This is a genomic window from Pseudomonadota bacterium (genome assembly GCA_039818985.1).
Classification (GTDB): Bacteria; Pseudomonadota; Alphaproteobacteria; order Sphingomonadales; family Sphingomonadaceae; genus Alterisphingorhabdus.
On record JBCBSU010000001.1, the window covers coordinates 319,301 to 345,423 of the forward strand.

The 26,123-nt window shown below is 59.2% G+C and carries 23 protein-coding genes; 13 read left to right on the plus strand and 10 right to left on the minus strand.

Features of this window, described 5'->3' with window-relative positions; genetic code table 11:
* Positions 1-6: 6 nt before the first annotated feature.
* The 3 genes from AAFX04_01355 to AAFX04_01365 are packed head-to-tail and all read left to right on the plus strand — an operon-like array spanning position 7 to position 4,129.
* Positions 7-1,215: a M14 family zinc carboxypeptidase gene (locus tag AAFX04_01355; protein ID MEO1044067.1), complete on the plus strand. Its 1,209-nt coding sequence runs from the start codon at positions 7-9 to the stop codon at positions 1,213-1,215.
* Positions 1,216-1,217: 2 nt separating this feature from the next.
* A complete protein-coding gene (locus tag AAFX04_01360; GenBank protein ID MEO1044068.1) occupies positions 1,218-2,894 on the plus strand; it encodes an amidohydrolase family protein in 1,677 nt (558 codons plus the stop codon).
* On the plus strand, positions 2,894-4,129 hold the full coding sequence (locus AAFX04_01365; protein ID MEO1044069.1) for a dicarboxylate/amino acid:cation symporter: 1,236 nt from the start codon (positions 2,894-2,896) through the stop codon (positions 4,127-4,129). The genes AAFX04_01360 and AAFX04_01365 overlap by 1 nt, the downstream gene beginning before the upstream one ends.
* Positions 4,130-4,165: 36 nt before the next feature.
* On the opposite strand, the gene AAFX04_01370 is transcribed toward AAFX04_01365, so the two are convergent.
* A complete protein-coding gene (locus AAFX04_01370; protein MEO1044070.1) occupies positions 4,166-5,392 on the minus strand; it encodes an FAD-dependent oxidoreductase in 1,227 nt (408 codons plus the stop codon).
* A 192-nt stretch (positions 5,393-5,584) separates the two neighbouring features.
* Here AAFX04_01370 and AAFX04_01375 point away from each other — a divergent pair, with 192 nt between their 5' ends.
* Both AAFX04_01375 and AAFX04_01380 read left to right on the plus strand, forming a co-directional pair.
* Complete coding sequence (locus AAFX04_01375) at positions 5,585-7,588, plus strand: CapA family protein (protein MEO1044071.1); 2,004 nt, start codon at positions 5,585-5,587, stop codon at positions 7,586-7,588.
* Between the two features lie 435 nt (positions 7,589-8,023).
* Positions 8,024-9,265, plus strand: coding sequence for an AarF/ABC1/UbiB kinase family protein (locus AAFX04_01380; protein MEO1044072.1), 1,242 nt, complete (start codon positions 8,024-8,026; stop codon positions 9,263-9,265).
* On the opposite strand, the gene AAFX04_01385 is transcribed toward AAFX04_01380, so the two are convergent.
* Positions 9,262-9,690: a DoxX family protein gene (locus AAFX04_01385; GenBank protein MEO1044073.1), complete on the minus strand. Its 429-nt coding sequence runs from the start codon at positions 9,688-9,690 to the stop codon at positions 9,262-9,264. The genes AAFX04_01380 and AAFX04_01385 overlap by 4 nt on opposite strands.
* 130 nt (positions 9,691-9,820) lie before the next feature.
* Here AAFX04_01385 and AAFX04_01390 point away from each other — a divergent pair, with 130 nt between their 5' ends.
* The 4 genes from AAFX04_01390 to AAFX04_01405 all read left to right on the plus strand — a co-directional run bounded on the left by AAFX04_01390 (position 9,821) and on the right by AAFX04_01405 (position 12,329).
* The gene (locus AAFX04_01390) at positions 9,821-10,666 is read left to right on the plus strand and encodes an MliC family protein (GenBank protein ID MEO1044074.1); all 846 of its coding nucleotides are present in this window, start codon (positions 9,821-9,823) and stop codon (positions 10,664-10,666) included.
* A gap of 16 nt (positions 10,667-10,682) precedes the next feature.
* Entirely contained in the window at positions 10,683-11,213 is a 531-nt protein-coding gene (locus AAFX04_01395; GenBank protein ID MEO1044075.1) for a DUF2505 domain-containing protein, read from the plus strand.
* Positions 11,214-11,224: 11 nt separating this feature from the next.
* Complete coding sequence (locus AAFX04_01400; GenBank protein MEO1044076.1) at positions 11,225-11,776, plus strand: hypothetical protein; 552 nt, start codon at positions 11,225-11,227, stop codon at positions 11,774-11,776.
* Positions 11,777-11,843: 67 nt separating this feature from the next.
* Positions 11,844-12,329, plus strand: coding sequence for a DUF3429 domain-containing protein (locus tag AAFX04_01405; protein ID MEO1044077.1), 486 nt, complete (start codon positions 11,844-11,846; stop codon positions 12,327-12,329).
* Here the strand turns inward: AAFX04_01405 and ung are convergent.
* Positions 12,326-13,045 (minus strand): uracil-DNA glycosylase, encoded by a 720-nt coding sequence (gene ung / locus AAFX04_01410; protein MEO1044078.1) that lies wholly within the window; start codon positions 13,043-13,045, stop codon positions 12,326-12,328. The genes AAFX04_01405 and ung overlap by 4 nt on opposite strands.
* Positions 13,042-13,854 (minus strand): SDR family NAD(P)-dependent oxidoreductase, encoded by an 813-nt coding sequence (locus tag AAFX04_01415; GenBank protein MEO1044079.1) that lies wholly within the window; start codon positions 13,852-13,854, stop codon positions 13,042-13,044. The genes ung and AAFX04_01415 overlap by 4 nt, the downstream gene beginning before the upstream one ends.
* Positions 13,855-13,996: 142 nt before the next feature.
* On the opposite strand from AAFX04_01415, the gene AAFX04_01420 reads away from it, so the two are divergent.
* Positions 13,997-15,235 (plus strand): adenylate/guanylate cyclase domain-containing protein, encoded by a 1,239-nt coding sequence (locus tag AAFX04_01420; GenBank protein MEO1044080.1) that lies wholly within the window; start codon positions 13,997-13,999, stop codon positions 15,233-15,235.
* On the opposite strand, the gene AAFX04_01425 is transcribed toward AAFX04_01420, so the two are convergent.
* The gene (locus AAFX04_01425; GenBank protein MEO1044081.1) at positions 15,232-16,464 is read right to left on the minus strand and encodes an FAD-binding domain-containing protein; all 1,233 of its coding nucleotides are present in this window, start codon (positions 16,462-16,464) and stop codon (positions 15,232-15,234) included. The genes AAFX04_01420 and AAFX04_01425 overlap by 4 nt on opposite strands.
* 122 nt (positions 16,465-16,586) lie before the next feature.
* On the opposite strand from AAFX04_01425, the gene AAFX04_01430 reads away from it, so the two are divergent.
* A complete protein-coding gene (locus tag AAFX04_01430) occupies positions 16,587-17,726 on the plus strand; it encodes a beta-ketoacyl-ACP synthase III (GenBank protein ID MEO1044082.1) in 1,140 nt (379 codons plus the stop codon).
* Positions 17,726-18,625: an alpha/beta hydrolase gene (locus AAFX04_01435; protein MEO1044083.1), complete on the plus strand. Its 900-nt coding sequence runs from the start codon at positions 17,726-17,728 to the stop codon at positions 18,623-18,625. Before AAFX04_01430 ends, AAFX04_01435 begins: the two co-directional genes overlap by 1 nt.
* Here AAFX04_01435 and AAFX04_01440 read toward each other — a convergent pair.
* The 5 genes from AAFX04_01440 to AAFX04_01460 all read right to left on the minus strand — a co-directional run bounded on the left by AAFX04_01440 (position 18,622) and on the right by AAFX04_01460 (position 25,095).
* Positions 18,622-18,975 (minus strand): DUF962 domain-containing protein, encoded by a 354-nt coding sequence (locus AAFX04_01440; protein ID MEO1044084.1) that lies wholly within the window; start codon positions 18,973-18,975, stop codon positions 18,622-18,624. The two genes, AAFX04_01435 and AAFX04_01440, sit on opposite strands and share 4 nt — an antisense overlap.
* A 47-nt stretch (positions 18,976-19,022) precedes the next feature.
* Positions 19,023-19,742: a hypothetical protein gene (locus AAFX04_01445; GenBank protein ID MEO1044085.1), complete on the minus strand. Its 720-nt coding sequence runs from the start codon at positions 19,740-19,742 to the stop codon at positions 19,023-19,025.
* Between the two features lie 132 nt (positions 19,743-19,874).
* Positions 19,875-21,086 carry a toxic anion resistance protein gene (locus tag AAFX04_01450; protein MEO1044086.1) on the minus strand — a complete coding sequence of 404 codons (1,212 nt, stop codon included), beginning with the start codon at positions 21,084-21,086 and terminating at the stop codon, positions 19,875-19,877.
* 151 nt (positions 21,087-21,237) lie between these two features.
* Complete coding sequence (locus AAFX04_01455) at positions 21,238-23,196, minus strand: prolyl oligopeptidase family serine peptidase (protein MEO1044087.1); 1,959 nt, start codon at positions 23,194-23,196, stop codon at positions 21,238-21,240.
* 165 nt (positions 23,197-23,361) lie between these two features.
* The gene (locus AAFX04_01460) at positions 23,362-25,095 is read right to left on the minus strand and encodes a fatty acyl-AMP ligase (protein ID MEO1044088.1); all 1,734 of its coding nucleotides are present in this window, start codon (positions 25,093-25,095) and stop codon (positions 23,362-23,364) included.
* Positions 25,096-25,443: 348 nt separating this feature from the next.
* Between AAFX04_01460 and AAFX04_01465 the strand changes: the two genes are divergently transcribed.
* Positions 25,444-26,091 (plus strand): RecX family transcriptional regulator, encoded by a 648-nt coding sequence (locus AAFX04_01465; protein MEO1044089.1) that lies wholly within the window; start codon positions 25,444-25,446, stop codon positions 26,089-26,091.
* Positions 26,092-26,123: the final 32 nt, after the last annotated feature.

Consider the following 26,123-nt stretch of genomic DNA (forward strand, 5'->3'; position numbering starts at 1 on the left):
GGGTTGATGCTTCGTATATTGAGGATGTGGGTAGCAGCATGGGTGTCGGTTCTGGCTATCGCCTCTGCCGCTCCGGCCTTTGCCGGACAGTGCAAGACCAGCCAGTTCAGCCTCGACACCGATTTCCCGGCCGGAGCTATGGCCAGCTGTGTGACTGTTGCCGAGGATCGCATCAGAATCATCATAGCGCCCGAGGACGCGCCGCCGATCAATCCCAGCCCTTGGTATGCCTTTCGGCTAACGCCCATTGCGCCGGGAGAGAGCGGCATGGTCGCGGTCGAGATCGACTATCCGCAATATGCCCATCGCTACTGGCCTAAGGTCAGCACCGATAACAGGATTTGGGACCGGTTGCAGCCGGATGCCGTGCAGTCTCTGGTCAAGGATGATGAGGGCCGCACAAAACGTGTGCTCTTGAAAGTCAGGCTTTCGGATATCCCGGTTTTTATCGCCGGGCAGGAGCTTCTGACACCGCAACACTATGATGACTGGTTCGCCATGGTCGAGAAGCATGGCGATGTGCGTAAATGGCGGCTGGGATTATCCGCTGAGAAGCGCCCCATTGACGCGATCACCATCTCGGCCAGACCCGGCGTCCAGAAAGAGCAGGTCGTGCTGATTGGCCGGCAACATCCGCCCGAGCTCACGGGGGCGATTGCCCATCTCGTCTTTACCGAGACCCTGCTGGAAGACAGCGATCTGGCAAAACGCTATCGTGAACGGTTTGAAACCATCGTGGTGCCGCTGGTGAATCCGGACGGTGTGGTCAGGGGGCATTGGCGTCACAATACCGGTGGGATCGATCTCAACCGTGACTGGGGTCCATTCACCCAGCCCGAAACACGGCTGTTGCGTGATGTGCTGGTCGGCATCGAAAATGATCCGAACAAGGATTTGCGGCTTTTCATCGACTTCCATTCCACCCAGAAGGATGTCGTCTATACCATCCCTGATCGGTTCGAGACCGATCCGCCGATGCTGGTGACCAACTGGCTGAAGCGCTATCAGGACCGCATGCCGGGTTATGAAGTGGTGATAGAAGCTGGCCATAATGCGGACCGCCCGGTGTCAAAGGCCTATATCTACGAGGCTTTTGGCGCGCCAAGCGCAACCTTTGAGCTGGGTGATGAGACCGACCGCAAGCGCATCGAGCGGATAGGCAGGGAAGCCGCCATTGCCATGATGGAAACATTGCTGAAAACCGAAGCCCCCTGACCATGGCAGGAAAGCGACTGGCTGTTCGCGCAGGGCTATGCGGACTTGCGCTGTGTTTGCTGGCTGCCTGCGCCACGCATCAAGGGCCAACCCCTGCCTCTGCCGAGTTCGACGTCCTGATCGAAAACGGGACAGTCTACGATGGCAGTGGAGCCGCAGGCACTAAAGCCGCTATCGGCATTATCGGCGACCGGATCGTCTCGATTGCACCGTCACAGCAAACCGATGAGCCTCGGGCAAGGCGGCGCATTGATGCGTCCGGCCTGATCGTCGCGCCCGGATTTATCGACCCGCATACGCATCTGGTCGAGGATTTGAGCAGTGACAACCGGGAGCGGCGCAACAATGCACCCTATCTTACCCAGGGCGTGACCAGCGTTGTTCTGGGCAATGATGGCTATGGCGATTATTATGTCCAGTCCATGGCCCGGCTGCTGTCTAAACTGGGCACCGGCACCAATATGGCATTCATGGTCGGCTTTGGTCCGGTGCGTCGTGAGTTGCTGGCCGAGACCAACCGCGCCCCGACACCCGATGAACTGGCGCAGATGCAAGGCTTTGTCGCACGCGGCATGTGTGAAGGCGCGGTCGGTTTTTCGACCGGCCTTTATTATACGCCGCAAAATTTTGCCCAAACCGATGAAGTGGTGGCTTTGGCCTCTGTCGCGGGCGGTCTGGGCGGCATTTATGACAGCCATATCCGGGATGAAAGCAGTTATAATATCGGCCTGCATGCCGCGGTTGAGGAAGCGCTGCATATCGGGCGAGAGGCGAATATCCCGGTGCATATCGCGCATATCAAGGCACTCGGTCCCGCCGTCTGGGGTGCCAGCAGTGATATTGTCGCGATGGTCGAGAGGGCGCGCACTGCGGGCCAGGTGGTTACTGCAGACCAATATCCATGGGAAGCCAGCGGTACCCGGATCAGCAACGCGCTGGTCCCGCGCTGGGCGCTTGAAGGCGGACTGGATGGCCTGCGTGTGCGGCTGAAAGACCCGCAGATACGCAAGCGGATTGTAGCCGGCATGGCCGAGGGCCTGAAGCGACGGGGCGGGGCCGCTGCCTTGCTGTTTACCGGCGCTGTCGGCGCGGCGGATGCGCCGACAGGCATAACCCTGGCCGATTATGCACGGCAGAAAAATATCGGCCCGCTCGATGCGGCTCTGGAAATATTGGCGGCAGGTGACAGCCGGGTGGCTTCTTTCAACATGGACGAGGACGATATCGCCACATTTGCCCGCCAGCCCTGGGTCGTGACCAGTTCGGACGGCAGCACCGGCCATCCGCGCAAATATGCCAGCTTCCCGAAAGCCTATCAGCGTTTCGTCAGGCAGGACAAGCTGTTCGACATGGCAGGCTATGTTCACCGTTCTTCAGGCCGTACGGCAGAGTTGCTGGGACTAGAGGGGCGGGGCTTTATTCGCGCAGGATATTTTGCCGATATCGTCCTGTTCGATCCCGATCAGTTCCAGCCCGTGGCGAATTATCAGCAGCCGGAAAAACTGTCGCGAGGCGTCCGCTATCTGCTGGTGAATGGCGAGCTGGCGATTGATGACGGTGCGCTAACTGGCACGCTGGCCGGTCGTCCGCTGCTGAAAGACACCAGCGCATATGCGGCGCAGTGCCAAAAGGCAGGCGGCCAACAGAGAGGCGGCCAAGAGAAAGGTGGAGAGTCCTGATGCGGTTCTGGTTCAGAATTCCGCTGTGGCAGCGTGTTGTCGGCGCCCTGGTGCTTGGCATTGCCGTCGGCCTTGCATGGGGCCAGGAGGCAGAGAGCATCAAATGGATTGGCGACCTGTTCATCCGGGCTATCAAAATGCTCGTGGTGCCGCTGATTTTTTTCTCGCTGGTCAGCGGCGTCGCGGCGATTGGCGATTTGAAGAAGCTCGGCAATGTCGGCAGCAGGGCTTTGCTGCTGTTTGTCAGCACCGGTGTGATCTCGGTGACGCTGGGCATGACCATGGGCAGCCTTTTCAAGCCCGGCGAAAACCTCAATATCACGCTGCCCGAAGGGGCGGAGATACCAGAACCGGCGATTACCTCGCCGACCGAGATGATATTGTCGCTGATCCCGGAAAACCCGATCATGACGATGGCGCAGGGGCAAATTCTGCCGCTGATTATCTTCGCTTTGCTGTTCGGTATAGCGCTGTTGCGTGCGGGCGAGGATGCCGCACCGACAATCCGCAACGTCGATGCCGCCGCCTCGATCATGCAGCAGATGACGATGCTGGTGATGGAGCTGACGCCTTTCGGTGTGTTTGCGCTGATGGCCTGGGTGGCGGGAACCTTTGGCTGGGAGGCATTGCTGCCGCTCGCGCAGATGGTGCTGCTCAACTATGCGGGCTGCTTCATCATCATATTGATCGTCTATCCGGTTATCATCCGTGGCATTGCCAAATTGCCGGTCATCGACTTTTTCCGCGGCGTTATTGACGCACAGGCGATCGCCTTCTCCACCGCCTCATCCAATGCCGCATTACCGGTGACGCTGCGCTGTGTGCAGCGCAATCTGGGCGTCTCCAAAAGCGTATCCAGTTTCACTGTCGCGCTAGGGGCGACCATCAACATGAACGGCACCGCGATGTATCTTGGCCTGGTGGCGTTGTTTGGTGCGCAGCTTTTCGGGGTGGAGCTGAGCTGGACCTCCTATTTACTGATCGGCCTTACCGCGACATTGGGTTCGGTCGGTGCAGCGGGTATTCCGGGCTCGGGCCTGATCATGATGAGCCTGGTGCTCTCCTCCATCGGTGTGCCGCTGGAGACCATCGCCTTTGTGGCCGGTATCAATCACATCATGGACATGATGCGCACCATGACCAATGTCACCGGCGACGCCACGGTCGCGGTTGCCGTGGGCCGCATGGCCGGCGAGATTGATGTCGAGGAATATGAGTCCGATGACGACGTCTGACCTCCGGCGACGACAATTTCACAACAGTTCAGTTCTTCAGACCAGGGCCGCCAGTCGGTTCGCCGCACCCATGGCCAGCGTCCAGCCCAGCATGCCATGCCCGGCATTGATCGCGAGGTTTTGCCGCGGCCTTGAAATGATCGGCTGCGAATTAGGCGTCATCGGCCGATGCCCCGCCCAGAAATTGTCCGCCGTCTCATAATCTCCGGCATCGGGCAGCGACATTTTCGCCGATTGCACAAGGCATTGCATACGGTCCGGATCGACATCATGGCTGGCATCCCCCAGATCAGCGAGTCCGGCTATCCGCACCCGGTCGCCCATATTGGTGAAAACGATCCGTCGCTTGCTGTCGGTGATGCTGATCTTCGGCGATTGGTTGCCGCTTCTGATGTCGAAGGAATAACCTTTCATCGGCTGGATCGGTAACCTGATCCCGTGCTTGTGCAGCAATGCAGATGAGGCATGGCCGGCGCATATGGCAATCATGGCTGCCTGGCGTTCTTCGCCGCTACACAGTGTCAGGCGGGCAGGGCCATTATCCAGATGCAGTGACCGAACGCGTTCGCCAAGCCGAAATTCTACGCCATATTCGTTTTGCAGCAATGCCATCATCCCGGCGCAGAATTTGCGGGCATCGCCCACGGCATCCTCGGGCGAATAGATTGCCCCGGCCAGATGATCGCGCTGATATTCGAGGGCGGGTTCGAGCGAAATCGCCTCATCGGGCGGCAGCACCTTCTGTGCGCCGCCATATTTCTTTTTGAGCGCAATCAGCGACCGGGCGCGATCAAAGCCTGCTTCGCTATAGTGCAGATGGATTTTACCTGCAGTCTGGAGACCGAATTCCAGGTCATGCTCGTGCGCCAGGGCTTCCATCGCCTGCTTTGACTCCGCCGCTAGCTTCAGCACTTCACCCGTGTTGTCGAGAAAGCGCCTGTCATTGCTTTCACCCAGAAATTTCAACAGCCAATGGACATGTTCGAATGTCGGGCGAAGGTGCAGGCGAAACGCATCTTCCCTGCGGAGCAGCAATTTGGGAAAATTGCGCCAGATGGCGGCACTGGCTAGGGCATCAGTGTAATTATAGCTGAGCTGGGCGCCATTGGCGAAGGATGCGCCCTGTCCCGGGCCGTCTTCGCTATCGATCACTTCGATCTGTCGGCCTTTTCTGGCCAGGGCATAGGCGGTGGCCATGCCAATAACCCCCGCGCCAACAATGATGACGCGCTGGTTTTTGCTATGCGTCCCACCGCTATGCATGCCAACCAAGCCCCCCTGACCTGTGCAACATAATTGGGGATTATCGCCAGTGACTCCAATTCTATTGCCATTTGAGCATATAACCTGGGGCTATTGTCGAGTAAGAAACACTTATAAGATTGTGGTGCCCTGATGCGTTACGTTTGGATGATACGACACCCGGGAGGCAGGGGGTATATGGGACAGTCAAATATGCGCAGGGATATTGTCGAAAACCTCTCAAAACTGGTTGTGTTTGGACTGATCAGCATGGCTGTGCCTGTGGCGGCGCATGTGCTTGTTCCGGCGCAGTCCGGCATCGAAATCACGGGTAGTGTCTCAATTGCCGATGCCGAGTCTTCGCCCAATGGCATAAAGGTCACCATAAACGGAGTGAATACATCGACCGATGAACGCGGCGGTTTCCAGATGACACTGGAAAAGGCACCAATTTATCAGATTGCGTTTCAGGCAGAGGATATCTTTGCCTCGGTCCAGACCTTCGCGGCGAGCGAACTGACCCAGAGACCCTCTGGCGTTCTGACTGTCCCCCCGATTGAGCTGGTGGCCAGAAAAGAGGGACGCGTAGAACTTGTCTTCGGCGGTGATTTCATGGTTGGACGCCGATATCTTGCGCCGAAATGGAATGAGCCTGTGCTTGTTCGCGACGAAACACGCGGCGATGATATGCGGGCGCTGACCCGGCACATGAAGCCCTATTTCGAGACCGCCGATTTCGCTTCGGTCAATCTGGAATCGATCCTGGCAACCGCAGAGCCACCCGAGCATGCGCCAAAGTCGGTCGTTTTCTATACCCATCCCGATGCTCTGGAAGCGCTGGAGTATATGGGCGTCGACTATGTCTCGCTGGGGAATAATCATAGCTATGACTATCTCGATGACGGGTTGGAGCAGACATTTGACGCCTTGCAGCAATCACCCATTGGCTATTCGGGTGCCGGGCTGAATGCGGCACAGGCCGAGGCGCCGTGGCGTGTCTCGCTCAATGGTCAGGACTTTGCCATGCTGGGCTATGTCGGCTGGAAAGGCCGGGTAACACCCAATCAGGTGGCCGAAGCGGACAAGGGCGGCGCGGCGCTGGGGACGCAAGAGGTCATGCAGGCCGCGGCTGCGCAAACCGAAGCCAGAGGTGAGGTCAGCGTCATCCAATATCATGGCAGCCGCGAATATAGCGAAGCCCCGACCGAGATAACCGAAACCCGGCTCAAGGCGGCAGTTGATGCCGGAGCGGATCTTGTCATCGGTCATCACCCGCATGTGACCCACGGGCTGGAGCTTTATAACGGCAAGCTGATTGCCTGGTCGCTCGGTAACTTCCTGTTTGACCAGTTTTTCTATGAGACCCATGGCGCGATGGCACTGCGTGTCTGGATGGACGGCGATCAATTTTATCGCGCCGAGGTGATCCCGCTGCATATCAAGGATTATCGGCCGATCCCGGCGATGGCGGATGTCCGCAACTATGTGCTGCAAAGGGTGATGCGCCTGTCCGCCGAGCGCGGCAGCCATTTGCGTCTGTCCGGCGGGCATGCCGTGCTGTCGGCAACGGGCAATAGGGCAGAGGCGGGGCCATCGGGCATTACCCATGTCCAGGCAGAAAATGGCCAAATCCAGGACCTTCCAATGATGCTGATGGCCAGTGATGGCGATGAGGAGGTCGGGAAAACCGGCACACGCCTTGGCAAGGACCTGTTCTTTCGCGGCGATTTTGAGACCCATGATATCTTTGGCCTGAATGATCGCAGCTGGCAGATCGACAATGCGCAGGCCGTTCTCAGTCAGACTGCAAAGACCGGGGCTTATGCTCTTGAACTGACGCCCGATGATCGGGATGCGTGGTTCACCCTGGCACCCAAGACGTTTTTGAGGGTCTTCAATCAGGACAGCTATACGCTCACCGCCTGGATCAAACCGCAATCCGATCTGGAGGTTGCGGCCTTTACCCAGACCCGCCCCAGAGGCATGGACCGCTATCAGGCGCTGGAAGCCGCGCCTTTGCTATCCATCGGGGAGACATCGCTGAAATCGGGTCAATGGCAGCAGATCCGTTTCGATTTCAAAGTGGCACGGGACGACCGTGACAGGACGCGCCCGATGCGACCGGTATTGAAACTTCGTGCCGCCAACGGCGGTACAGCGCCGGCAGACATTCTGATCGACCAGTTTGCCATTATCGAATGGAATGCGGGCAGCTGATCGTCATCAGTCGCGCGACAAGGGCGTAACGGGAAGGCTTTGCCGCAAATGAAACGGGGTGAGCCCAGCACTGGCCCACCCCGCGCTTCTGGAGCAGCCGGAAATTAGTGCGACCAGACACAGCGTCAAAGGGCAACCGCTCCATTATGGACAGTTTATTGTCGCTTTGCGCTGCCTATTGTGGAGGCAAGCTATTGCCAGGAATTGCGCTGATTGAACCTGACTATATCGCCCCCATATGACATAGAGACTTTGCGCCCGCCGCCATCACCGGCCCCAGGGATGCCTTACTGATGGAGACACCCGCTGAGCGACGATAGCGAAGACGAGCAGTCAGGCCGGGGGTCGCGCAGAGAATCGCGGGCAGTACCGCGCGGACGGTTGTCGCGCCTCGGGCGCTTCGGTCAGTTGGCCGGTGGCATAGCCGGGGGCGTCATGGCCGAGGGCGCGCGCCGCGTTGCCAGGGGCGAGCGACCGAAGATGCGCGACATGCTGCTGACCCCGGGCAATGCCAACCGAATTGCCGACCAGCTGTCGCATTTGCGCGGCGCGGCGATGAAGTTGGGCCAGATGATCTCGATGGATTCGGGCGACATGTTGCCACCCGAATTGTCGGCGTTGCTGGCACGGCTGCGCGACAAGGCCTATCACATGCCGCCCAAGCAGTTGCAGCAGACGCTGAACGATCAATGGGGTGAGGGCTGGCGTCGCCGCTTCAAGCGCTTCACCGCGCATCCGGTGGCCGCCGCGTCGATCGGCCAGGTCCACCGTGCCACCACCCCTGATGGCCGCGAACTGGCGATAAAGGTTCAATATCCGGGCATTACCGACAGTATCGACTCCGATGTCGACAATGTGGTTACCCTGTTGCGCATGTCGGGAATGGTTCCGAAAGAGCTCGACATCGCGCCCCTGCTCGAAGAGGCCAAGCGCCAGCTGCATGAGGAAACCGACTATCTGCGCGAGGGCGAACAGATGCGGCGTTTCGGCGAATTGCTTGCCGATGATGACCGTTTCGTGGTGCCCCGGCTCGATGCGGAATTCACCACCGAGCGGGTGCTGGCGATGAGCTTCGAAGAGGGCCATGCCATCGAGAAGCTGACCGAGGCGGGTCAGGATTTGCGTGATCGGGTGATGACGACGCTGATCGATCTGGTGCTGCAGGAAATGTATGTCTTCGGCCAGATGCAGACTGATCCGAACTTCGCCAATTACCGCTATCGTCCCGAAACCGGTCAGCTGGTGCTGCTCGATTTCGGGGCGGCACGCCCGGTCGACCTGGAGGCGGTAACCGCCTATCGCCAGCTGCTCAGGGCCGGGATTGATGGCGACCCAGAGGCGGTGCTGCAGGGCGCGCTCGATGCTGGTTTCATGAGTCCGGTCGCGGTCGAGCGGCATCGCGACATTGTCGACCGGATGATAGCGACCATTATCGAGGAAATACATCGCCCCGGACGGTTTGATTTCGGCGACCGTGCCTTTGTCAAGGTGCTGGCAGATCAGGGGATGGCGATGGCCGAGGACCGACAGACCTGGCACATCCCGCCGGTCGAGACGCTATTCATGCAGCGCAAGATCAGCGGCACCGCGCTGCTGGCGGCGCGCCTCAAGGCCAGAGTCGATATCCGTTCGATGGTGCAGCGCCATCTCGACTCGTTCGAGCCGACACAAGCCTAAACCGGATTTGCGGCCTTACCGTCGCCCTGGCGGTCGAACACGCCGCCAACCCATAGGGCCCAGATGATGATCAACGGCTGTGCCAATAGCCGTGGACCGTGATAGCCCCAGCCGAGCGTCTCGCCACCGACGGATATTCCGGCAAATGCGTGGTAGAAATTGGCCGGCCAGACGCACAGTGCATAGAGCGCCAGGCCAATGCCTGCCGCGCGTCGGAAGCGTGGCAGAGTCAGGCCAATAGCCCCCAATATCTCGGCCACGCCGGTAAAGGCGATGATGAATTCTGGCATCGGCACCCAGGGCGGAGTGATCATCAGAAACGGCTCGGGGCGGAGCAGGTGCAGCACCCCGGCGGCAAAATAGAAGACCACCATCAGCCAGCGGCACAAGGTGCGCAACAATGACCCTTCATGGGTTGCAACCATGACCATATTCTCCTGTCAATGCTGTGGCATAATGCAGCTTTGTTTCGCGCTCGCAAGCCATAGCGTGCTGTGATATTGCCGTAGCGGGCGGATGATATGAGAGGGAAAGCACTTGCTGTATAACCGATTATTGATTGGCTCTGTTCTGGCCGCTGCCCTGACCATGGGCTTTGTCGCCCCGGCTCATGCCTCGTTCAACGATCAGTTTGTTTGCGAAGCGCTGGGTGATGTCGAGGCTATTGTCATCATCTCGTCCGAGGATAGCCGCAATGCCTCGGTGCAATTCACCAGCTCCGCCGATAGCGGCGCGGGGGAGACCAGCACCGTTGCCATGCGGCAGGTACTCTCCGCATCGGGTGTCCGCTATGAAGGTGAGAATGTCAGTTTCCACGCCAAGGGCAATGAAGGCCTTTTGACCGACGACATGCTGACAACGCGGTGCCGTTTTGCCGGGGAAATGCCGCAACCGGATGATATCACCGCCATTCGTGCTGATATGGTCGGGCGATGGGCCGGCAAGCTGGAATATCGCGATTATCAGAGCGATCAATGGTTCCCGTTGCCCGTGGCAGTGACAATAACCGCACTGCCCGATCCGGTAACCTATCTCACCCTGGCCGCCTATGACGATGGCGCGGGCGGCATAGTGCGCACCAGCACGCTGACCATGCTGGCCAATGCCGGTGATACCGAATATTACACCCAGTATCGTACTGGCCGCGAGCCGGTATCCTATACCAACAGCCTGCAGGTTGTCACCGCAAGCGACAGCAGCCACTGGACCATTGTCGCCACCCGCAAGGGCATGGATGATAACCGACCGGCAATCATCAAGGAAACCAGTGTACGCGATGGCGATACGATCACGACGCTGAAAGAAGTGCACTTTGTCGATAATCCCGATGCCGATGACTGGCTGGTGCGCAACCGCGTGACGCTGACCTATGCAGGCCCGGCTGAAGACATGGCGGAATGACGGGCAGGCGCGACCGTTGAAAAAGTCCCTGCAACATCATTTCGCCTACCCGCTGGCCGATGTGGTCAACCTGTTCCTCGATGCCGATATATTGTGCCAGATGATGGTCGATCTCGGCAATCGCGATGTCAGCGTTACGGTGGAGCCGAAAGATGACGACCGGGTGGATATTGCCATAATCCGCACCGTGTCGGCCGATCCGCCGGCGCTGATCCGGGCGATAACCGGTGACTGGGTCGAAGTGCACCAGCAGGAGCGCTGGACTGGCCTCGCCGGTGCGGGTGAGCCGGATGCTGCAATTTCGGTGCGGATGATGATGGACCCGATCGGCAAGCCGGCCAGAGGCAGCGGCACGCTGCGCTTTACCGAGGATGCAGCGGGCGAAACACGATGCGCTGCTACAGTTGAAGTCACATGCTCGGTGCCGCTGGCTGCCACCCTGGTCGAGCGGATGATTGTCAGTGACAGCATCGAATTGCTGTCGCAACAATTTGGTTATGTCGACAGGCTGCTTGCCGAACGGTCATCGGCAGCCCGCACTGGATAAGGGACAGGGTAATGCATCTCTTCAAGACGCTCCTGCTGCTCTCGGCGCTTTCAGCGTGCGCCGCACCTTCGGGTAATGGCAATGCCGCCTTGCCGTCCGAGCCTGAGGTGGTGAATGAAACCATAGCGGTTTCGCATAAGGGGCTGTCTGGCGTTGGCGGTGATGCGCTGCGCTATGGTACGCCGCGCGATGCTGTCATCGCCGTTTTGCAACCGCATTTCGACCCGCCACTGAGTATCACCACCAATGAGGAATGCGGCGCCGGCCCGATCGTGTTCGTCAATTATGACCTAGTCAGCCTCAATTTCCAGCAGGGCGTATTTGTCGGCTGGTGGTTCCGTACCGAATCCGCGTTGAGAACCGACCGCGGCATCGGCCTTGGTTCGCGCTGGAGCGAGGTGCAGGCAGTCTATCCGCAAGTCGAAGAACAGCGCGACAGCACATTGGGCCGGGAATTCTATATCCTTGACGATGGACAGCATATCTCCGGGCTGCTCGACGGTGATGGCGATGATGCGCTGGTGACCGATCTATGGGGCGGCACAAACTGTATTTTCCGTTGATCTATGGTGTCCATGCTTGTCGCGGTACAGGCTGGCAATTATGCGCCCTCGCTCTTATCTGGTCGCCATGACAATCGAAACCGATAGCAATGGGGGCGTCACGCCGCTTCCGCTCTGGCTAGGTTATGCCGGGCTGCTGCCGCAACTGGCCTGTCTTGCAGCGATCTTCTCCGATAGTGACACCCAATGGGCGGCACAGGCAGTCGCCTTCGGCTATGGCGCGCTGATCTTCAGCTTTCTCGGTGGCCTTTGGTGGGGGCTGGCGCTGGGCCGACGAGAGGCTCCCAAATGGATTTATGCTGCGGCGGTATTGCCCAGCCTGATTGCGCTGCTGCTATGGTTGCCCTGGGTCTATGGCGAGGACTGGCCGGGACCATCTATGATCGCGCTGGGCGGGCTGATCCTCGCATCGCCGCTGATCGATCGCGCCATCGGCCAGAGCCTTGTCCTGCCCAATGGCTGGATGCGGCTGCGCTGGCATTTGTCGCTCGGCCTTGGCCTCGCGACATTTGTCATCGGCATGCTGTCGGTCCAGCCCGTGATGCCTGTCTAGCCGTCGGGATTTTCAGGCAGCGACCAGTCGATGGCACCGCGGCCATTATCCTGAAGAAAGCGGTTGGCAGCGCTGAAATGGCCGCAGCCGAAAAAGCCGCGATGTGCCGAGAGCGGCGAGGGATGCGGTGCGCTCAGCACCAGATGGCGGCTGGTATCGACAAAACCGGCCTTTTTCTGCGCATAGCTGCCCCATAGCAGGAACACCACCGGCTGCGCGCGGTCATTGACCACATGGATCACCGCATCGGTGAACTGTTCCCAGCCTTGGCCGCGATGCGATGCGGCCTGATGTGCCTGTACCGTCAGCACGCTGTTGAGCAGCAACACCCCCTGTTTCGCCCAATGGGTCAGATGGCCATGGCGCGGCGGGGTTAGGCCGAGATCGCGCTCCATCTCCTTGTAGATATTGACCAGCGAGGGCGGCGGCGCGACGCCGGGCGGCACCGAAAAGCACAGGCCATGCGCCTGACCCGGCCCGTGATAGGGGTCTTGCCCCAATATCACCACCTTGACGCTGTCGACCGGGGTCAGATCGAGGGCATGAAAATACTGGCTGCCCTTGGGGAATATCCGCTTGCCCGCCTGTTTTTCGCGCAGCAGAAAGGCCTTGAGCGCGGCCATATAGGGCGCGCGAAACTGGTCCGCCAGTGCGGCTTTCCAGCCATCCTCCAGCGCGACATTCTTCAGATCGGCAGGGGCTGCCGGGGTGGTCATTCGGCCGCCTTGCCCGCCAGCTGCGCGCCAATGCCTGCAGTCATGGTGAACAGCATATCGGGGTTGCTGTGGCGCAGCTCGGCGGCGTTGCGCTCCATGCCTTCGGCGATGAGGACTTCCGGGATGCCATTTTCCACGCCTCCGAGAATCTGGCGGGCGCATTCGGCCGGGTCGAGGCCGTTTTCGATGGCCTCGTCGGATTCGCCGAGCTTCTCGCCTTCGCCAGTCAGCGCATTGCGCGCAACATTGGTCTTGACCGATCCCGGCAGCACCGTGGTGACGCCAATGCCATGTGCCTGGCTCAGCTCGGCGCGCAAGGCATCGCTATAACCGATCAACCCGTGCTTGGCAGCACAATAGGCGGTTCGCAGCGGTACGCCGATGCGCCCGGCGACCGAGCTGATGGCAATCATATGACCGCTGCCATGCTGCACCATATGCGGCAGCAGAAGTTGCGTCAGCCAGATCGGCGCCAGCAAATCGGTGTCGATAATCGTCTTGTAGACATGCGGTTCGGTATCAAGCGCCAGACTGCGCTGGCTGATCCCGGCATTGTTGACGAGGACATCGACATGACCTTGCCAGGCCACAGCCTTTTCGACCGCGCCAGGCAGCGCGTCCCAGTCGGTGGTGTCGAAGGTGATACTGGTGGTGGCTGTGTCCAGCTCTGCAGCAAGCGCATCAAGTGCATCCTGCCGACGCCCCGACAGAATCAGCTTTGCGCCCTGCGCGGCCAAGGCCCGTGCCAGGGCCGCGCCGATCCCCGATGAAGCCCCGGTAATCCACACTGTCTTGCCGCTGAAATCCATGTCGCCATCTCCTCCGGTCCGTTTTCTCGCGCCTATTTCATGCGGCATTTCCCCTGGCCAAGGCAAGAGGTGATCGCGTGCTCTTGGTCAAGTCGGCGGTAAATGTAAAATGGCAGGTATCAGGGATTGATTCGGGGGGGCAATGAACATCATCAACCGCTTTGCGGACAGCGCCACCGAGCGTGACTATATGGTGCATGAACGCGACGCGAGAATTCCGGCGACGCGCGCGCTGATCCTGATCGGCATCGTCACCTTCATCTCCTATCTCACGCTCAACCCGATGTATTTTCCGCGTGAAGGCGTGATCGAATATACCATCGCCGCCGGCTGCTTCATGGCGGTGCTTGCGCTCTATTTCTGGTTCACATTCCAGCGCTTCTATCTCGAGCGCGGCTGGGTCGATGTGGTGCTGTTCAGCGGGCTGACGGTGTCGATGGTGCTGCTGATAGAGGCGCTGGCCAATCAGGCGGAGATCACCGGTATCTCGCGCTTCGGCATGGCGGTCATCAATATGGGGATATTGATCGTCTTCGCCAGTATCGGCTTTGTCGCGACCACCCGGCTGTTTCTCGCCTGGGCGTTTACCCTGTTACTGCTCTATCTCGTCTTTCTGATTCAGGCTGATCGTGCCTTTGTGTCCAAGGTCTATACCCTCACCAACTTCACCACCTTTTTCACCTTTGCTGTTTTCGTCAACTGGGACATAGACCGCCGTGCGCGTAACACCTTCACCGCTAATCTGGCGCTCGAAGAGGAGAAGCGCAAAACCGAGAATCTGCTCTACAATGTCCTGCCTGAACAGGTCGCGCTACGATTGAAATCGGGCGAGGCGGTGGCCGATGCCTTTTCCGATGTCAGTGTCATTTTTGTCGATATTGTGGGTTTTTCGGGTCTCGCCAAAACGCTGTCTCCCGGGCATCTGGTAAAGACGCTCAACCGCTTCTTCCTCACCGCCGATGAATGTGCCGAACGCCATGGCGTCGAAAAGGTGAAGACCATCGGCGATGCCTATCTCGCGGTCTCGGGCGGCACTGCCTCGCCCGGCAAGGATGCCGACGCGGCGATCGATTTCGGTCGCGAGCTTGTCGATGCGATGCGGCGCATGGCCGAGGAGACGGGGATCGATATCAAAATACGCATCGGCATCCATACCGGCCCGGTTGTCGGCGGTGTCGTCGGCTCCAGCCGTATGGTCTATGACTATTGGGGCGACACGATGAACATCGCCAGCCGGATAGAGGGTGTTGCCGAACATAATGGCATCGCCGTGTCCGCCACAACCTATTATCAGGTTGCTTCGAAAAAGGATTTTGATGGACCGGAAACGCTGGTGCTCAAGGGGGTTGGCGAGACCGAGATTTACCGTCTCAACGTCTAGAGGAGACCGCGCGTCGCGAGGATCTCCGGGATGCGCTGCTTCAGTTTGAAAAAGCCACGCGAAGCATGCGGCCAGACGGCGCGATCATAATCGCGCAGCATGGTCTGCACCCTGATCCCTGCATCGGTGAGGGAATGCCGCCAGCCGTGCCAGATATCGTTGAGCGGGCCGGTGGGAATGTGCGGCATGACCAGTATTTCGACCCCGGACTGCTGCATCGCAGCGATCACCGTCCCGGGATTGGTGACGCTGGCTGTCGGCGCATTCCAGTGCGAAGCCGCCCGTTTCAATGCATCGGTAATGGCGTCGCCGGTAAACTGCGCTACTGGCACCTCCGGAGTCCAATAGGGCAGTGTCTGTCCCGGCGTCAGGCCCAACACCAACTTAGGAGTCTTGTCACTCAGCGGCAGCGTCTCGGGCGAACAGTCCTCGCCATGCAATAGCAGCGCAAAATCGCCGTTGATCGGCGCATTTTCGGGCATGTCCGGCATCAGACGCGGATATTCCACATCCTCGCTGAGCGACGCGGCGTCTTCGACCAGTCCAGTAGGGGAAAAGCGGCCATCGCTGTAGCGTTCGATATTGCTGCAGCGGGCCAGATAATGCTTGCCCTTGGTGTGCAGCCCTGCGACCCAGCGCCAGGACAGCGTATTCGATGCGGCATCGCCATCGAGCAAATGGCTCAGGAAGAAGTCGGCACCGAGCTGCCAAGGCAGGCGCAGGGTGAAAATCCAGATGCTGGCGAACCACATACGTGCATGGTTATGCAGATAACCATGTGTCACCAGCTTGCTTGCCCAGGTGTCGAAACAGTCAATCCCGGTGCGGCCCTGCACCGCTTCATCATAGGCGGTTTTGTGCCCGCTATTATCCGCCAGCCTGTGATGCCATTCGGGAACCTGCCTTGCATAGTCTGCCCATACTGCCGGGCGGTGTTCGAGCCAGCCGCGAAAATAGCCGCGCCAGAAAATCTCGGCGATAAACTTTTCGGCTGCGCCTGCATCATGCTGTTCCAGTGTCGCGCGCAGCACTTCTTCTTCGGTGATCAACCGGTGACGGATATAGGGCGACAGGCAGGAGATATTCTCGCGCCGCGCCGGGCCGTAATCGAAATTGCGGCTGTCGGCATAGGCCTTGCCGGCGCGCGGCAGGAACGCCGCCAGCTGTTCCTTTGCGCGGACATGACCGGCGTGAAATGCCATCGGATCTGAGCGGGCAGTGCTGTTCATCCGGCGCATGTGGCCCTTGTTCCGGCCAATCGCAAGATGACAGCGGCGCTGGGACTTGTTTCGCCGCCGGGCGCGCGATAGAGAGTTGGCCCCGTTCCTAAACATCTCTTGCAGGACCATCAATGACAGCTTCGACCCAACCCGTTCCGGTGATCTCCGCCACCGGCCTGTTCACGCCGGAACAGGCGATCAGCAATGAAGAGCTGGTCGAGAGCTTCAACCGCTATGTCGATCTTCACAATGAACGCCATGCCGACGCCATCGCCGCAGGCGAGGTGCAGCCGCTTGAGAAAAGCTCGGTCGAATTCATTGAAAAGGCGAGCGGCATCAAGTCGCGCTATGTGCTGTCGAAAGACCCAATCCTTGATCCGGAAGTGATGTGCCCGCGTCTGCCCGAACGGCCCGATGAAGACATTTCCATCCTCGCCGAGATCGGTGTCAAGGCGGCGCGTCAGGCGCTGGAAAATGCCGGGCGCGAGGCCACCGACGTTGACGCCGTACTGGTCGCCTGCTCCAATCTGCAGCGCGCCTACCCCGCCATCGCGGTGGAGATTCAGGATGCGCTGGGTATGGAGGATGGCTTCGGTTTCGACCTCAATGTTGCCTGCTCCTCGGCGACCTTCGGATTGCAGACAGCGGCGGATTATATCCGCTCGGGCAGCGCGCGTTCGGTACTGGTGATCAATCCGGAAATCTGTTCCGGCCATCTCAACTGGCGCGACCGCGACAGCCATTTCATCTTCGGCGACGTTGCCACCGCGATACTGGTCGAGGACAGGGGTATCGCGCCCGCCGCGCATTGGGAGATATTGGGCACCAAGCTGAAGACGCAATTCTCCAACAATATCCGCAATAATTTCGGCTTTTTGAACCGCACCCATCCCGAGACGCGTGACGATGCGGACAAGCTGTTCGTGCAGGAAGGGCGCAAGGTGTTCAAGGAAGTGGTACCGATGGTGGCGCAGATGATCCTCGAGCAGATGGAGCGACTGGGCATTGACAGCAGTGATTTGCGGCGGCTGTGGCTGCATCAGGCCAATGCCAATATGAACCGGATGATCGCGGCAAAAGTACTGGGCCATGAGGCCAGCGCCGATGAAAGTCCGACGGTACTCGACAGCTATGCCAACACTTCATCGGCCGGCTCGATCATCGCCTTTCACAAGCACAGCCAGGATATCGCACCCGGAGAGAAGGGCCTGATCTGCTCCTTTGGTGCGGGCTATTCCGCCGGTACGGTGTTCGTGCAGAAGGCTGCCTGATGACCAGCTTTTCCGCCAGGATCGTCAATATCGTCCTGCGCCTGCGGGGGATCAAGAAAGTCTTTTCCAGCGAGGAAGGCGCGTTGAAAGGGGTCGCCGAAAACCGCAAAAATGGCCCCGCAAAGCCGCATAGCGCACTGCATGGCTTGTGCGATATTGGTGAAGAGAGAGTGGATGGCCATCTGGTCTATCATCTCACGCCCAAAACCGGTGGTTCAGATCATCATGTGCTCTATTTCCACGGGGGTGGCTATGCGATCGACATCATGCCGGAGCATTGGAAGTATCTCGCCAAGCTGATCAAGGCGACCGGCGCATCGATGACCGTGCCAATCTATCCGATGGCGCCGGAGCATGACTGGAAACCGGCCTATGCCATGGCAGCGAAAGTCTATGCAGGACTACTGAGCCAGACCGAGGCGAAGAATATCTGCTTCATGGGGGATAGCGCCGGTGGCGGTTTCTCGCTGGCGCTGGCACAGATGATGCGCGATGAGGGCCAGCCTCTACCCGGACGGATTGTGCTGCTATCGCCGTGGTTGAATGGACTCGGAGATGATCCGGAACAGCTGGAGATCGCGCCGCATGACCATATTATCGGCATTGGCGGTATCCAGGCCATGGGCCGCTGGTGGGCCGGCGAGGGCGGTGATCCCGCTGCATTTCCGGTGAGTCCGATCAACCATGATATCCGCAGCTTGCCGCCTATCGGCTTGTGGAGCGGCACGCATGATATTCTTTATGTCGATGCCAAGGCGTTCAAGGCCAAGGCCGATGCCGCAGGTGTGGAATTCACCTATCGTATCTGGCCCGATATGCAGCATGTATGGATGATCCTGCCGATGAAAGAGGCGAATCAGGCCATTGGCGAAATCGCCGCATTCATGGGTAAAGCCTAACCTGCTTCGGCGGCTCGGTTGCCGATGCCGGCCTTTGCCAGCTCCGGCCCGAGCCGACCGGTGAGCCACAGGCCCCACATTTTGAAATCGGCAGCGAGCGACCATAGCGGATAGGTAAAGGTCGCCGGGCGATTGCGCTCGACCTTCCAGTGGCTGATCCAGGCAAAGAAATAACCCGCCACCGGCATCGTCAGCAGCAACAGCCATTGCGCGCTGATGACGGCATAGACGCCGATGGCCACCACCAGCGAAGTGCCGACATAATGCCAGGCCCGGGTCAGAGGTTTGCTGTGTTCGCACAGGTAGAACGGCCAGAATTCGGCGAATGTGGTGTAGGTTTTCTCAGTCATGGAGCGATATTATCTCGCTATCGGGCATATGCCAATATCTTGCTTGCCTATGCTGGCTCCTCATCGGTCGCGCCCTGATATTTCAGCTCCAGAAACCGCCCGCGCACGGCCAGCTTGTCGAGCTCACCATTGGCCAGCTGTCGGGTGACAGTGTCGATCTCGTCGCGGATGACGCCGAGGCCGTCGACAAGCTGCTGATCCGGGGTCGAACCGTTGCGCTCTTCCTTGCGCAGATGCGGCGGGATTTTCTTATAGCCGTTGATCAGCTCGGGCAGATGCTCGCCGACCAGCTTGCGTACTTCCATCGCCGCCGGTTCCTTCTCGTCGAGCTGCTGCAATTGCGGCGCCAGCCGGTCGAGCTGGACACCGATGCCGTCGACCAGCTGCACCGCCGGCGCAGGCAGGGCCGGGCGCTGATGTTCGAGCCAGATCTCGGTCTTGCCCGCCAGCACATCGAGATTTTCCCTGAACAGATCTTCTGCCTTGGGGATCGGCATTTGGGGGTATTTGCCAAAGAAATAGGAGGCCCCGGCAACCGCCAGTGCCGTGATCATGACACCTTCAATGCCGATGCCGCCGATGATTGCGCCGACAATACCGGCACCGACAATCACCGCACCGGTGGCAATAGCGACGCGGCCGATCTTGCCCCATAGATGCTTGCGCTTCAGTGCTTTCGATTTGAGCCCAATGGAGCGGGCATAGCGCACATTATTGAGTGCGTTGCGCGCATCGGCCATGATTTGATCGGAGTTACTCTGGGTCATCTCTTAACTCGGCATGTCCTTACAAACTTCGTCATCCTGAACTTGCTTCAGGACCTCGTGCGGCAAGCGCGTTGCCTGTGGCCGGAGATGCTGAAACAGGTTCGGCATGACGAGTTGAGAATGGTGCGCAGATCAATTCTCCAGCGATGTCAGGATGGATTCGACCTGCGCGCCTTCTCCGGCCTGAGCCTGGCCTTCGGCGCGGGCGATATAGCCTTTCGACTTCTCGACCTCGTCGGACAGCGTATTGACCGTCTCTTTCATGGTTTCCAGCGACTTCATCTTGAACTCGTCAATATGGTCCATGGTGTCATAGATATTCTGGAAGGCGCGCTGCAGCGTCTCCAGCGGGATGGTCGAGGATGCCGCCTGTTCGTGAATCTGTGCGGTCTGATTCTTCAGCATCTCGCCGGTGCTGTCGATGATCCCGGCGGTGGTGGTGTTGAGCGCGGTGATCTGGTCGAGCACCAGCTTCTGGCCAACCAGTGCCTGGGCCACGGTGACCGCGGTGCGCAGTGCACCGACAGTGGTGGTGCTGGCGCGGTCAACACCCTTGACCAGCTCGACATTGTTCTTCTTGACCAGGTCGAGCGCGAGATAGCCCTGCACCGTCACCGCCATCTGGGTCAGCAGGTCCTGGGTGCGCTGGCGGACATAGAATAGCGCCGTCTCGCGGATTGCCTTGGCCTTGGCCGGGTCGGTGGAGTCGAGTTCCGCCGCCTTTTCCTCTAGTCTTGCATCCATGGTCTTGGAGATATGGATCATCTGTTCGAGTCGACCCATGGCGGTCCAGAGGTTCTTGCGCTCGACATCGATGGCGGCATTGTCCATCAGCAGCTCGTCCTTGCCACCCTGCAGTCGCGCAAGGATGGTCTGGATATGGTTCTGGCTCGATTTATAGCCGTCGAAATAGTTGCGCAGCTTGTTGCCAAAAGGGATGATCCCGAAAATCTTGCGCGGGGTCAGCAGATCGCCCTTTTTGCCCGGGTCGAGATCCTCAACGGTACGGCGCAATTCGGCAAGGTCGGCACCGACACCTTCGCTCTCGTCCATGGCGCGGACCGGGCGATCGAGAAAGCGGTTGGACTGACCCGCCGCCTCGGCAATCTCCTTACGACCCATATTGGTGAGCTGGTCGACACGCTTGCCGAATTCGGGGGAATTGGCGTCCTGTGCCACCAGATCTTCGATAAAGCCGTCAACCTTGGCTTCCAGCTTGGATTTTTGCTCGTCATCGATCGGCACCAGCCCGGCGGCTTTTTCTGGCGCAACAGCCGGGACCGGATCGGGTGCCTGCAATTCCAGGCCGATTTCCTCAGCCGCTGTCTTGGTGTTGGTCGCCATATTGCTCGTCCCTCTTCATGTCCATAAGCTGCGCAGCAGAATGCGCGCAAATGCAGCGCGGTTCAAGCGAAACGCGTTGCAAAATCTTTCACTGTATTAAGGTAGTGATACAGCATAGATTTGGCAAGAGGGTTGGAAATTCATGCTGTGCCTATCTGACCTGGTCTAGCCCCAACACTTTCTTCAGGAACAGCGTCTCCGCTTCGCGCTGAAAGTCGCGATTGGCTTTTTTGCGGAAGCCATGGCCCTCATCCATCGCCAGCAGATACCATGCTTCGCCGCCATTTGCGCGCACGGCGGACAGGATTTGCTCGGCTTCCGATGCCGGCACACGCGGGTCATTGGCACCCTGAATGATGAACAGTGGCTTGGTGATCTTGTCAGCGTTTCTCAACGGCGAAATACGGTCAAAAAAGGCGGCGATCTCAGGATCGCGTTCATCGCCATATTCCACCCGGCGCAGATCGCGGCGATAGCCTTTGGTGTTTGTCAGGAAGGTTTTGAAATCGGAGATGCCGACAATGTCGACACCACCGGCCAGACGGTCGGCATAATCGATCATGCTGGCCAGCACCATATAGCCGCCATAGGAGCCGCCAAACACCAGTACGCGGTCTTTATCGAGGTCGGGTTGCTGCTCGATCCAGTCGAGCAGGGCGCCGATATCCTCTACCGAGCGCTTGCGGTTCAGGCCATTGTCCATCAGCTGGTAGCTTTTGCCATAGCCGGTCGAGCCGCGAACATTGGGGACGATGACGGCGGTTCCCAGCTCGCTCGCCCAATATTGATAGGTCGAGGAGAAGCCGGGCCGTGACTGGCCTTCCGGACCGCCATGGATGGAGATGATGACCGGATGCGGGCCTTCACTGGCGGGGCGATAGATAAATGCAGGGATGTCCATCTTGTCGGCATTGGGGAAGGTAAAATTCACCGGTTCGACAAAGGTTTCTGGATTGAGGCCGCCCACTTCGGCTGCGGTCCAGCGTGTCAGTGATTTGGTTGCGAGGTCAAAGGACCAGGCATCGGCGGGGCTGGTTGCGCCATTAAAGGTAAAGCCGATCTGGCTGCCATCGGGATTGAAGACCAAGCCTCCAGCTATGCCTGCTGGCAGGTCCGGGCCGTCGCTGATGGTGCCACTGGCCAGATCAAGCAGCTTGATCGTGCCCAGGCCATTCTCATTAATGGTGAACGCGACGGTTTTTTCGTCGGGCGATACGGCCCAGCTCGATACATCCCAGTTTATACTGTCGGTATAGGATGTGATCGCGCCGGTTTTGCCATCGATCCGGATGATATTGTTGAATTCGCCATCGCGCGGCGCGACTGTCAGGACATCGCCATTGGCGAGAAGCTCAGCGCCTGAATAGCTCGTATCCTCATCGGCGTTGATTTCATCAAAACCGCCATCGGCGAGATCGAGGGTGAATAACCGGCTCTTTGTGCTGGAGACATATTGTTGAACCGCGATACTTTCACCATCGGCGGACCAATCGACAGGGATCATCGCGCCGCTGCCTTCATGAACAACCATCAAGGATGAAGGGTCGCTCGGGCTCGCCATGAGAATATCCCAATCGGCTTCACCTTCAGTAGCGCGATACCAGACGGCGCGACTGCCATCATCGGACCAGATAATACCGCCATTGCGGCTGCCCGGCTCGGTGAATTGTGATATCTTGCCGCTGGCCATGTCGAACAGATAGCCCTGATAGAATTCATCGCCGCCCGTGTCCTTGCCAAAAACGAAAGCGCCGCCTGCCGGGCTGGCATCGGCACCGCCAATGGGTTCGTCATAAAAGGTTAGCTGCCTGCGCGCACCCAGCGGTGCCGCGACATGGTGAATCTGGCTGACCTCGCCAAAACGGGTCGAGATCAATATGCCGTCTTCGGTCCAGTCCTGAAAGCCATGGCCACGGACATTCTGATATTGGCGCAGCCGCTCTGACACTTCCTGGGGAATATCCGGTATGCCTTCCATCACCAGATTCCCGCGCGTGACCCGTTCGCTGCTGCTGGCCTCTTCTGTTGCGGCCTGATTGGCATAGGCGGTGGCGCCAAGGGTGGCGCTTGCCACAACGGCAAGGCTAACGGCAGAAGCAAGAATACGCATCACAACATCCCTCCAGGCGATTCCTCTGTTCGCCGGAAGCTAACCATTGTACGATATGATGCCAATGGAAAAGCGATGCGCTTCTGCGGTCTCGGGGATGCCTGAAAGTCCCTAAATTCCGGCATTCCATGATCAAAGCGGGTGCGTTGTGCGATCCGGCCTCGATTATGCCGCGATCTGATAGGGCTGAATCTGGCCAGAGAGATAGAGGTTGCGGGCCTTGGCACGACTCAGCTTGCCGGAAGAAGTACGCGGCAGGGTGCGCGGCGGCACCAGCTCGACAACGCAATTCATGCCGGTGATGGCGCGCACCTTCTCGCGGATTTCCTCACGCAGGCGCGCGCGTTCATTATCATCCGAGGTGCGGCACTGGACCAGCACTGCGGGGGTTTCCTCGCCACCGGGAGTAGTCACGGCAAAGGCGGCGATATCGCCGGCCTTGAAGCCCGGCAGCTGTTCCACCGCCCATTCAATATCCTGCGGCCAGTGATTCTTGCCGTTGATGATGATCATGTCCTTGGCGCGACCGACGACATAGAGATAGCCGCCGGACATATAGCCCATATCGCCGGTATCGAGCCAGCCATCGACGAGGCAGGCGGCGGTCGATTCCGGATCGCGGAAATAGCTGTGCATGATGCTGGGGCCCGAACACCAGATCTTGCCGATCGCATTTTCCGGCAGCGGCGTACCGTCTTCCTCGCGAATCTCCACGGTCATGTCCTTGGCCGGGACACCGCAATTGACGATAGCGCGATAGCGCACCGGATTGCCGGCATCATTGTCGGCGGGAACGCCCGACAGCCGGGTTTCCTCGACCAGCTCGGTGACAATGCCCTCGCCTGGCGGCATCAGCGTTACTGCCAGCGTCGCTTCGGCGAGGCCATAGCTGGGCAGAAAGGCGCCGGCGTTGAAGCCAGCCGGAGCAAAGGCATCGACAAAGCTCTGCATCACATCGGGGCGGATCATGTCGGCGCCATTGCCGGCAAGGCGCCAGCGTGACAGGTCGAAACGCTCATCGACCCGGGACTGGCTGCCGATGCGGCGGGCGCAAATATCATAGCCGAAGGTCGGTGAATAGCTGATCGATGTGCCGGGGTTGCGGCTGATCATGTCGAGCCAGGCCAGCGGACGCCGGGCGAAATGCTCGGTCCTGAGATAATCGGTAGAGACCTGGTTGGCGATTGGTGAGAGGAAACAGCCGACCAGCCCCATATCATGATACCAGGGCAGCCAGGAGACGCAGCGGTCGCTCTGGATCAGCTGCATGCCATGCGAATGCGCCGACAGATTGTTGAGCAGGGCATGGTGGGTCACTGCGACACCATGCGGGAAGCGGGTCGAGCCGCTGGAATATTGCAGATAGCAGATATCCTGTGGATCCGCTTGGGGCAGCTCGGCAACCGGTGCCTCGTGACCGGCAAAGTCGTCCCAGCCGATTGCCGCCACGCCGCATTGGCGCGCTGCCTCGCCTGCCATCTCTTCCAGTTCGGTCGGATAGAAGAGCAGTGACGGATCGCAGCTGTTGAGCTGGACCGAAAGCTGGTCGACATAGGAATCTTTGCCGCCAAAGCTGGTCGGCAGCGGCAGCGGCACCGGCCAGCCACCGGCATAGACGACACCGAAAAACAGCGCGGCAAATTCAGCACCGGTCTCGGCGATCAGGGCAATGCGGTCCTGTGGTTTTACGCCACGGGCGATCAGCCGATAGGCCATGGCGAGTGCGTCATCGCGCAGTTCGGAAAACGGATAGGGGCGCACCAAAGTGCCGCGCGGATCATGGAAATTGAGGCCGCGCTTGCCTTTGGCAGCATAGTCCAGCGCGTCGCCCAGCGTGTCGAATTCTGCCAGTATACGCGGCAGGCTGTCCTCGGTTGCTGTTGGCTGCAATTCATCCATAGGTTTCGCTCACATCAATCCTGTATCTGCCGATCATCGCCTGACCGGCGCATGACAACATGAAAAATATCGTATTTACAAAGCCTTGTGCAAGAAGCTCCCAATTGGTGAAGAGAAGTGGATTGTGTGATTCCGCTCCCCCCATATGCGCACCACCGGTAACTATACACAAAACTGTCGTATTTAAAACGTGCTGTTAAACGGTAACTGTCGACACAAATTGGACGCGACTGTGGCATAATGATGGCGAGCCGCATCAGCCTGTGGATTATCGCGGCTGTGACGGTGTGTCGTTCGCATGTGGATAATGCTGGAAAAGCAGTGGCGTACCCGGCATGACAGCTATTGATGACTGCCGATCCGCCCGATGCTGCCGGCCATGGCCGGCGTAAGCGGCGCGCGCCGCGTCCGCTCGATGCTACCCGGCTGCGCGACATGGCGCTGCGCTATGTCGCGCGCTATGCCACCACCCGGCACAAGCTGGACCGCTATTTGCGGCGCAAAGTCGCCGAGCGTGGCTGGTCCGGTGACACGGCGGCCGATGTCGATGCGCTGATTGAATATTGCGTGGCGCAGGGTTTTGTCGACGATGCGCTTTATGCCGAGAACAAGGCTGCGAGCCTGTCGCGTCGCGGCTATGGTCGCCGGCGCATCGATGCCAGCCTGCATGAAGCGGGCATCAGTGCCGAAGATGCGGCTGCGGTCCATGAAGATGGTGAGGTGCGGCGCTGGTCATCGGCGCTGATGCTGGCAAAGCGGCGGCGGATCGGGCCGTTTGCGCCTGAGGCTGCCAATGCCGGCGAGGTGCGTCAAAGCGAGGCCGATATCGAGGCACGGCACAGGCAGCGGCAAAAGCAGATCCAGATCATGGCGCGTGCTGGCCATGATTTCACCATCGCCGCGACACTGGTCGACGCCCGCAGTCTCGAGCAGTTGCGTGCCGTTGGCGATGAACAGCTTGATATCGCGCTGGACGCGCTGCTCCCGCCGCAATAGACTGGCGCAGTACATCGATGCATTGGCAAAGC

Coding starts and splice junctions, on each gene's coding strand:
- AAFX04_01355 (MEO1044067.1), top strand. CDS start 7: ATGCTTCGTATATTGAGGATGTGGGTAGCAGCATGGGTGTCGGTTCTG.
- AAFX04_01360 (MEO1044068.1), top strand. CDS start 1,218: ATGGCAGGAAAGCGACTGGCTGTTCGCGCAGGGCTATGCGGACTTGCG.
- AAFX04_01365 (MEO1044069.1), top strand. CDS start 2,894: ATGCGGTTCTGGTTCAGAATTCCGCTGTGGCAGCGTGTTGTCGGCGCC.
- AAFX04_01370 (MEO1044070.1), bottom strand. CDS start 5,392: ATGCATAGCGGTGGGACGCATAGCAAAAACCAGCGCGTCATCATTGTT.
- AAFX04_01375 (MEO1044071.1), top strand. CDS start 5,585: ATGCGCAGGGATATTGTCGAAAACCTCTCAAAACTGGTTGTGTTTGGA.
- AAFX04_01380 (MEO1044072.1), top strand. CDS start 8,024: ATGGCCGAGGGCGCGCGCCGCGTTGCCAGGGGCGAGCGACCGAAGATG.
- AAFX04_01385 (MEO1044073.1), bottom strand. CDS start 9,690: ATGGTTGCAACCCATGAAGGGTCATTGTTGCGCACCTTGTGCCGCTGG.
- AAFX04_01400 (MEO1044076.1), top strand. CDS start 11,225: ATGCATCTCTTCAAGACGCTCCTGCTGCTCTCGGCGCTTTCAGCGTGC.
- AAFX04_01405 (MEO1044077.1), top strand. CDS start 11,844: ATGACAATCGAAACCGATAGCAATGGGGGCGTCACGCCGCTTCCGCTC.
- ung (MEO1044078.1), bottom strand. CDS start 13,045: ATGACCACCCCGGCAGCCCCTGCCGATCTGAAGAATGTCGCGCTGGAG.
- AAFX04_01415 (MEO1044079.1), bottom strand. CDS start 13,854: ATGGATTTCAGCGGCAAGACAGTGTGGATTACCGGGGCTTCATCGGGG.
- AAFX04_01420 (MEO1044080.1), top strand. CDS start 13,997: ATGAACATCATCAACCGCTTTGCGGACAGCGCCACCGAGCGTGACTAT.
- AAFX04_01425 (MEO1044081.1), bottom strand. CDS start 16,464: ATGAACAGCACTGCCCGCTCAGATCCGATGGCATTTCACGCCGGTCAT.
- AAFX04_01430 (MEO1044082.1), top strand. CDS start 16,587: ATGACAGCTTCGACCCAACCCGTTCCGGTGATCTCCGCCACCGGCCTG.
- AAFX04_01435 (MEO1044083.1), top strand. CDS start 17,726: ATGACCAGCTTTTCCGCCAGGATCGTCAATATCGTCCTGCGCCTGCGG.
- AAFX04_01440 (MEO1044084.1), bottom strand. CDS start 18,975: ATGACTGAGAAAACCTACACCACATTCGCCGAATTCTGGCCGTTCTAC.
- AAFX04_01445 (MEO1044085.1), bottom strand. CDS start 19,742: ATGACCCAGAGTAACTCCGATCAAATCATGGCCGATGCGCGCAACGCA.
- AAFX04_01450 (MEO1044086.1), bottom strand. CDS start 21,086: ATGGCGACCAACACCAAGACAGCGGCTGAGGAAATCGGCCTGGAATTG.
- AAFX04_01455 (MEO1044087.1), bottom strand. CDS start 23,196: ATGCGTATTCTTGCTTCTGCCGTTAGCCTTGCCGTTGTGGCAAGCGCC.
- AAFX04_01460 (MEO1044088.1), bottom strand. CDS start 25,095: ATGGATGAATTGCAGCCAACAGCAACCGAGGACAGCCTGCCGCGTATA.
- AAFX04_01465 (MEO1044089.1), top strand. CDS start 25,444: ATGACTGCCGATCCGCCCGATGCTGCCGGCCATGGCCGGCGTAAGCGG.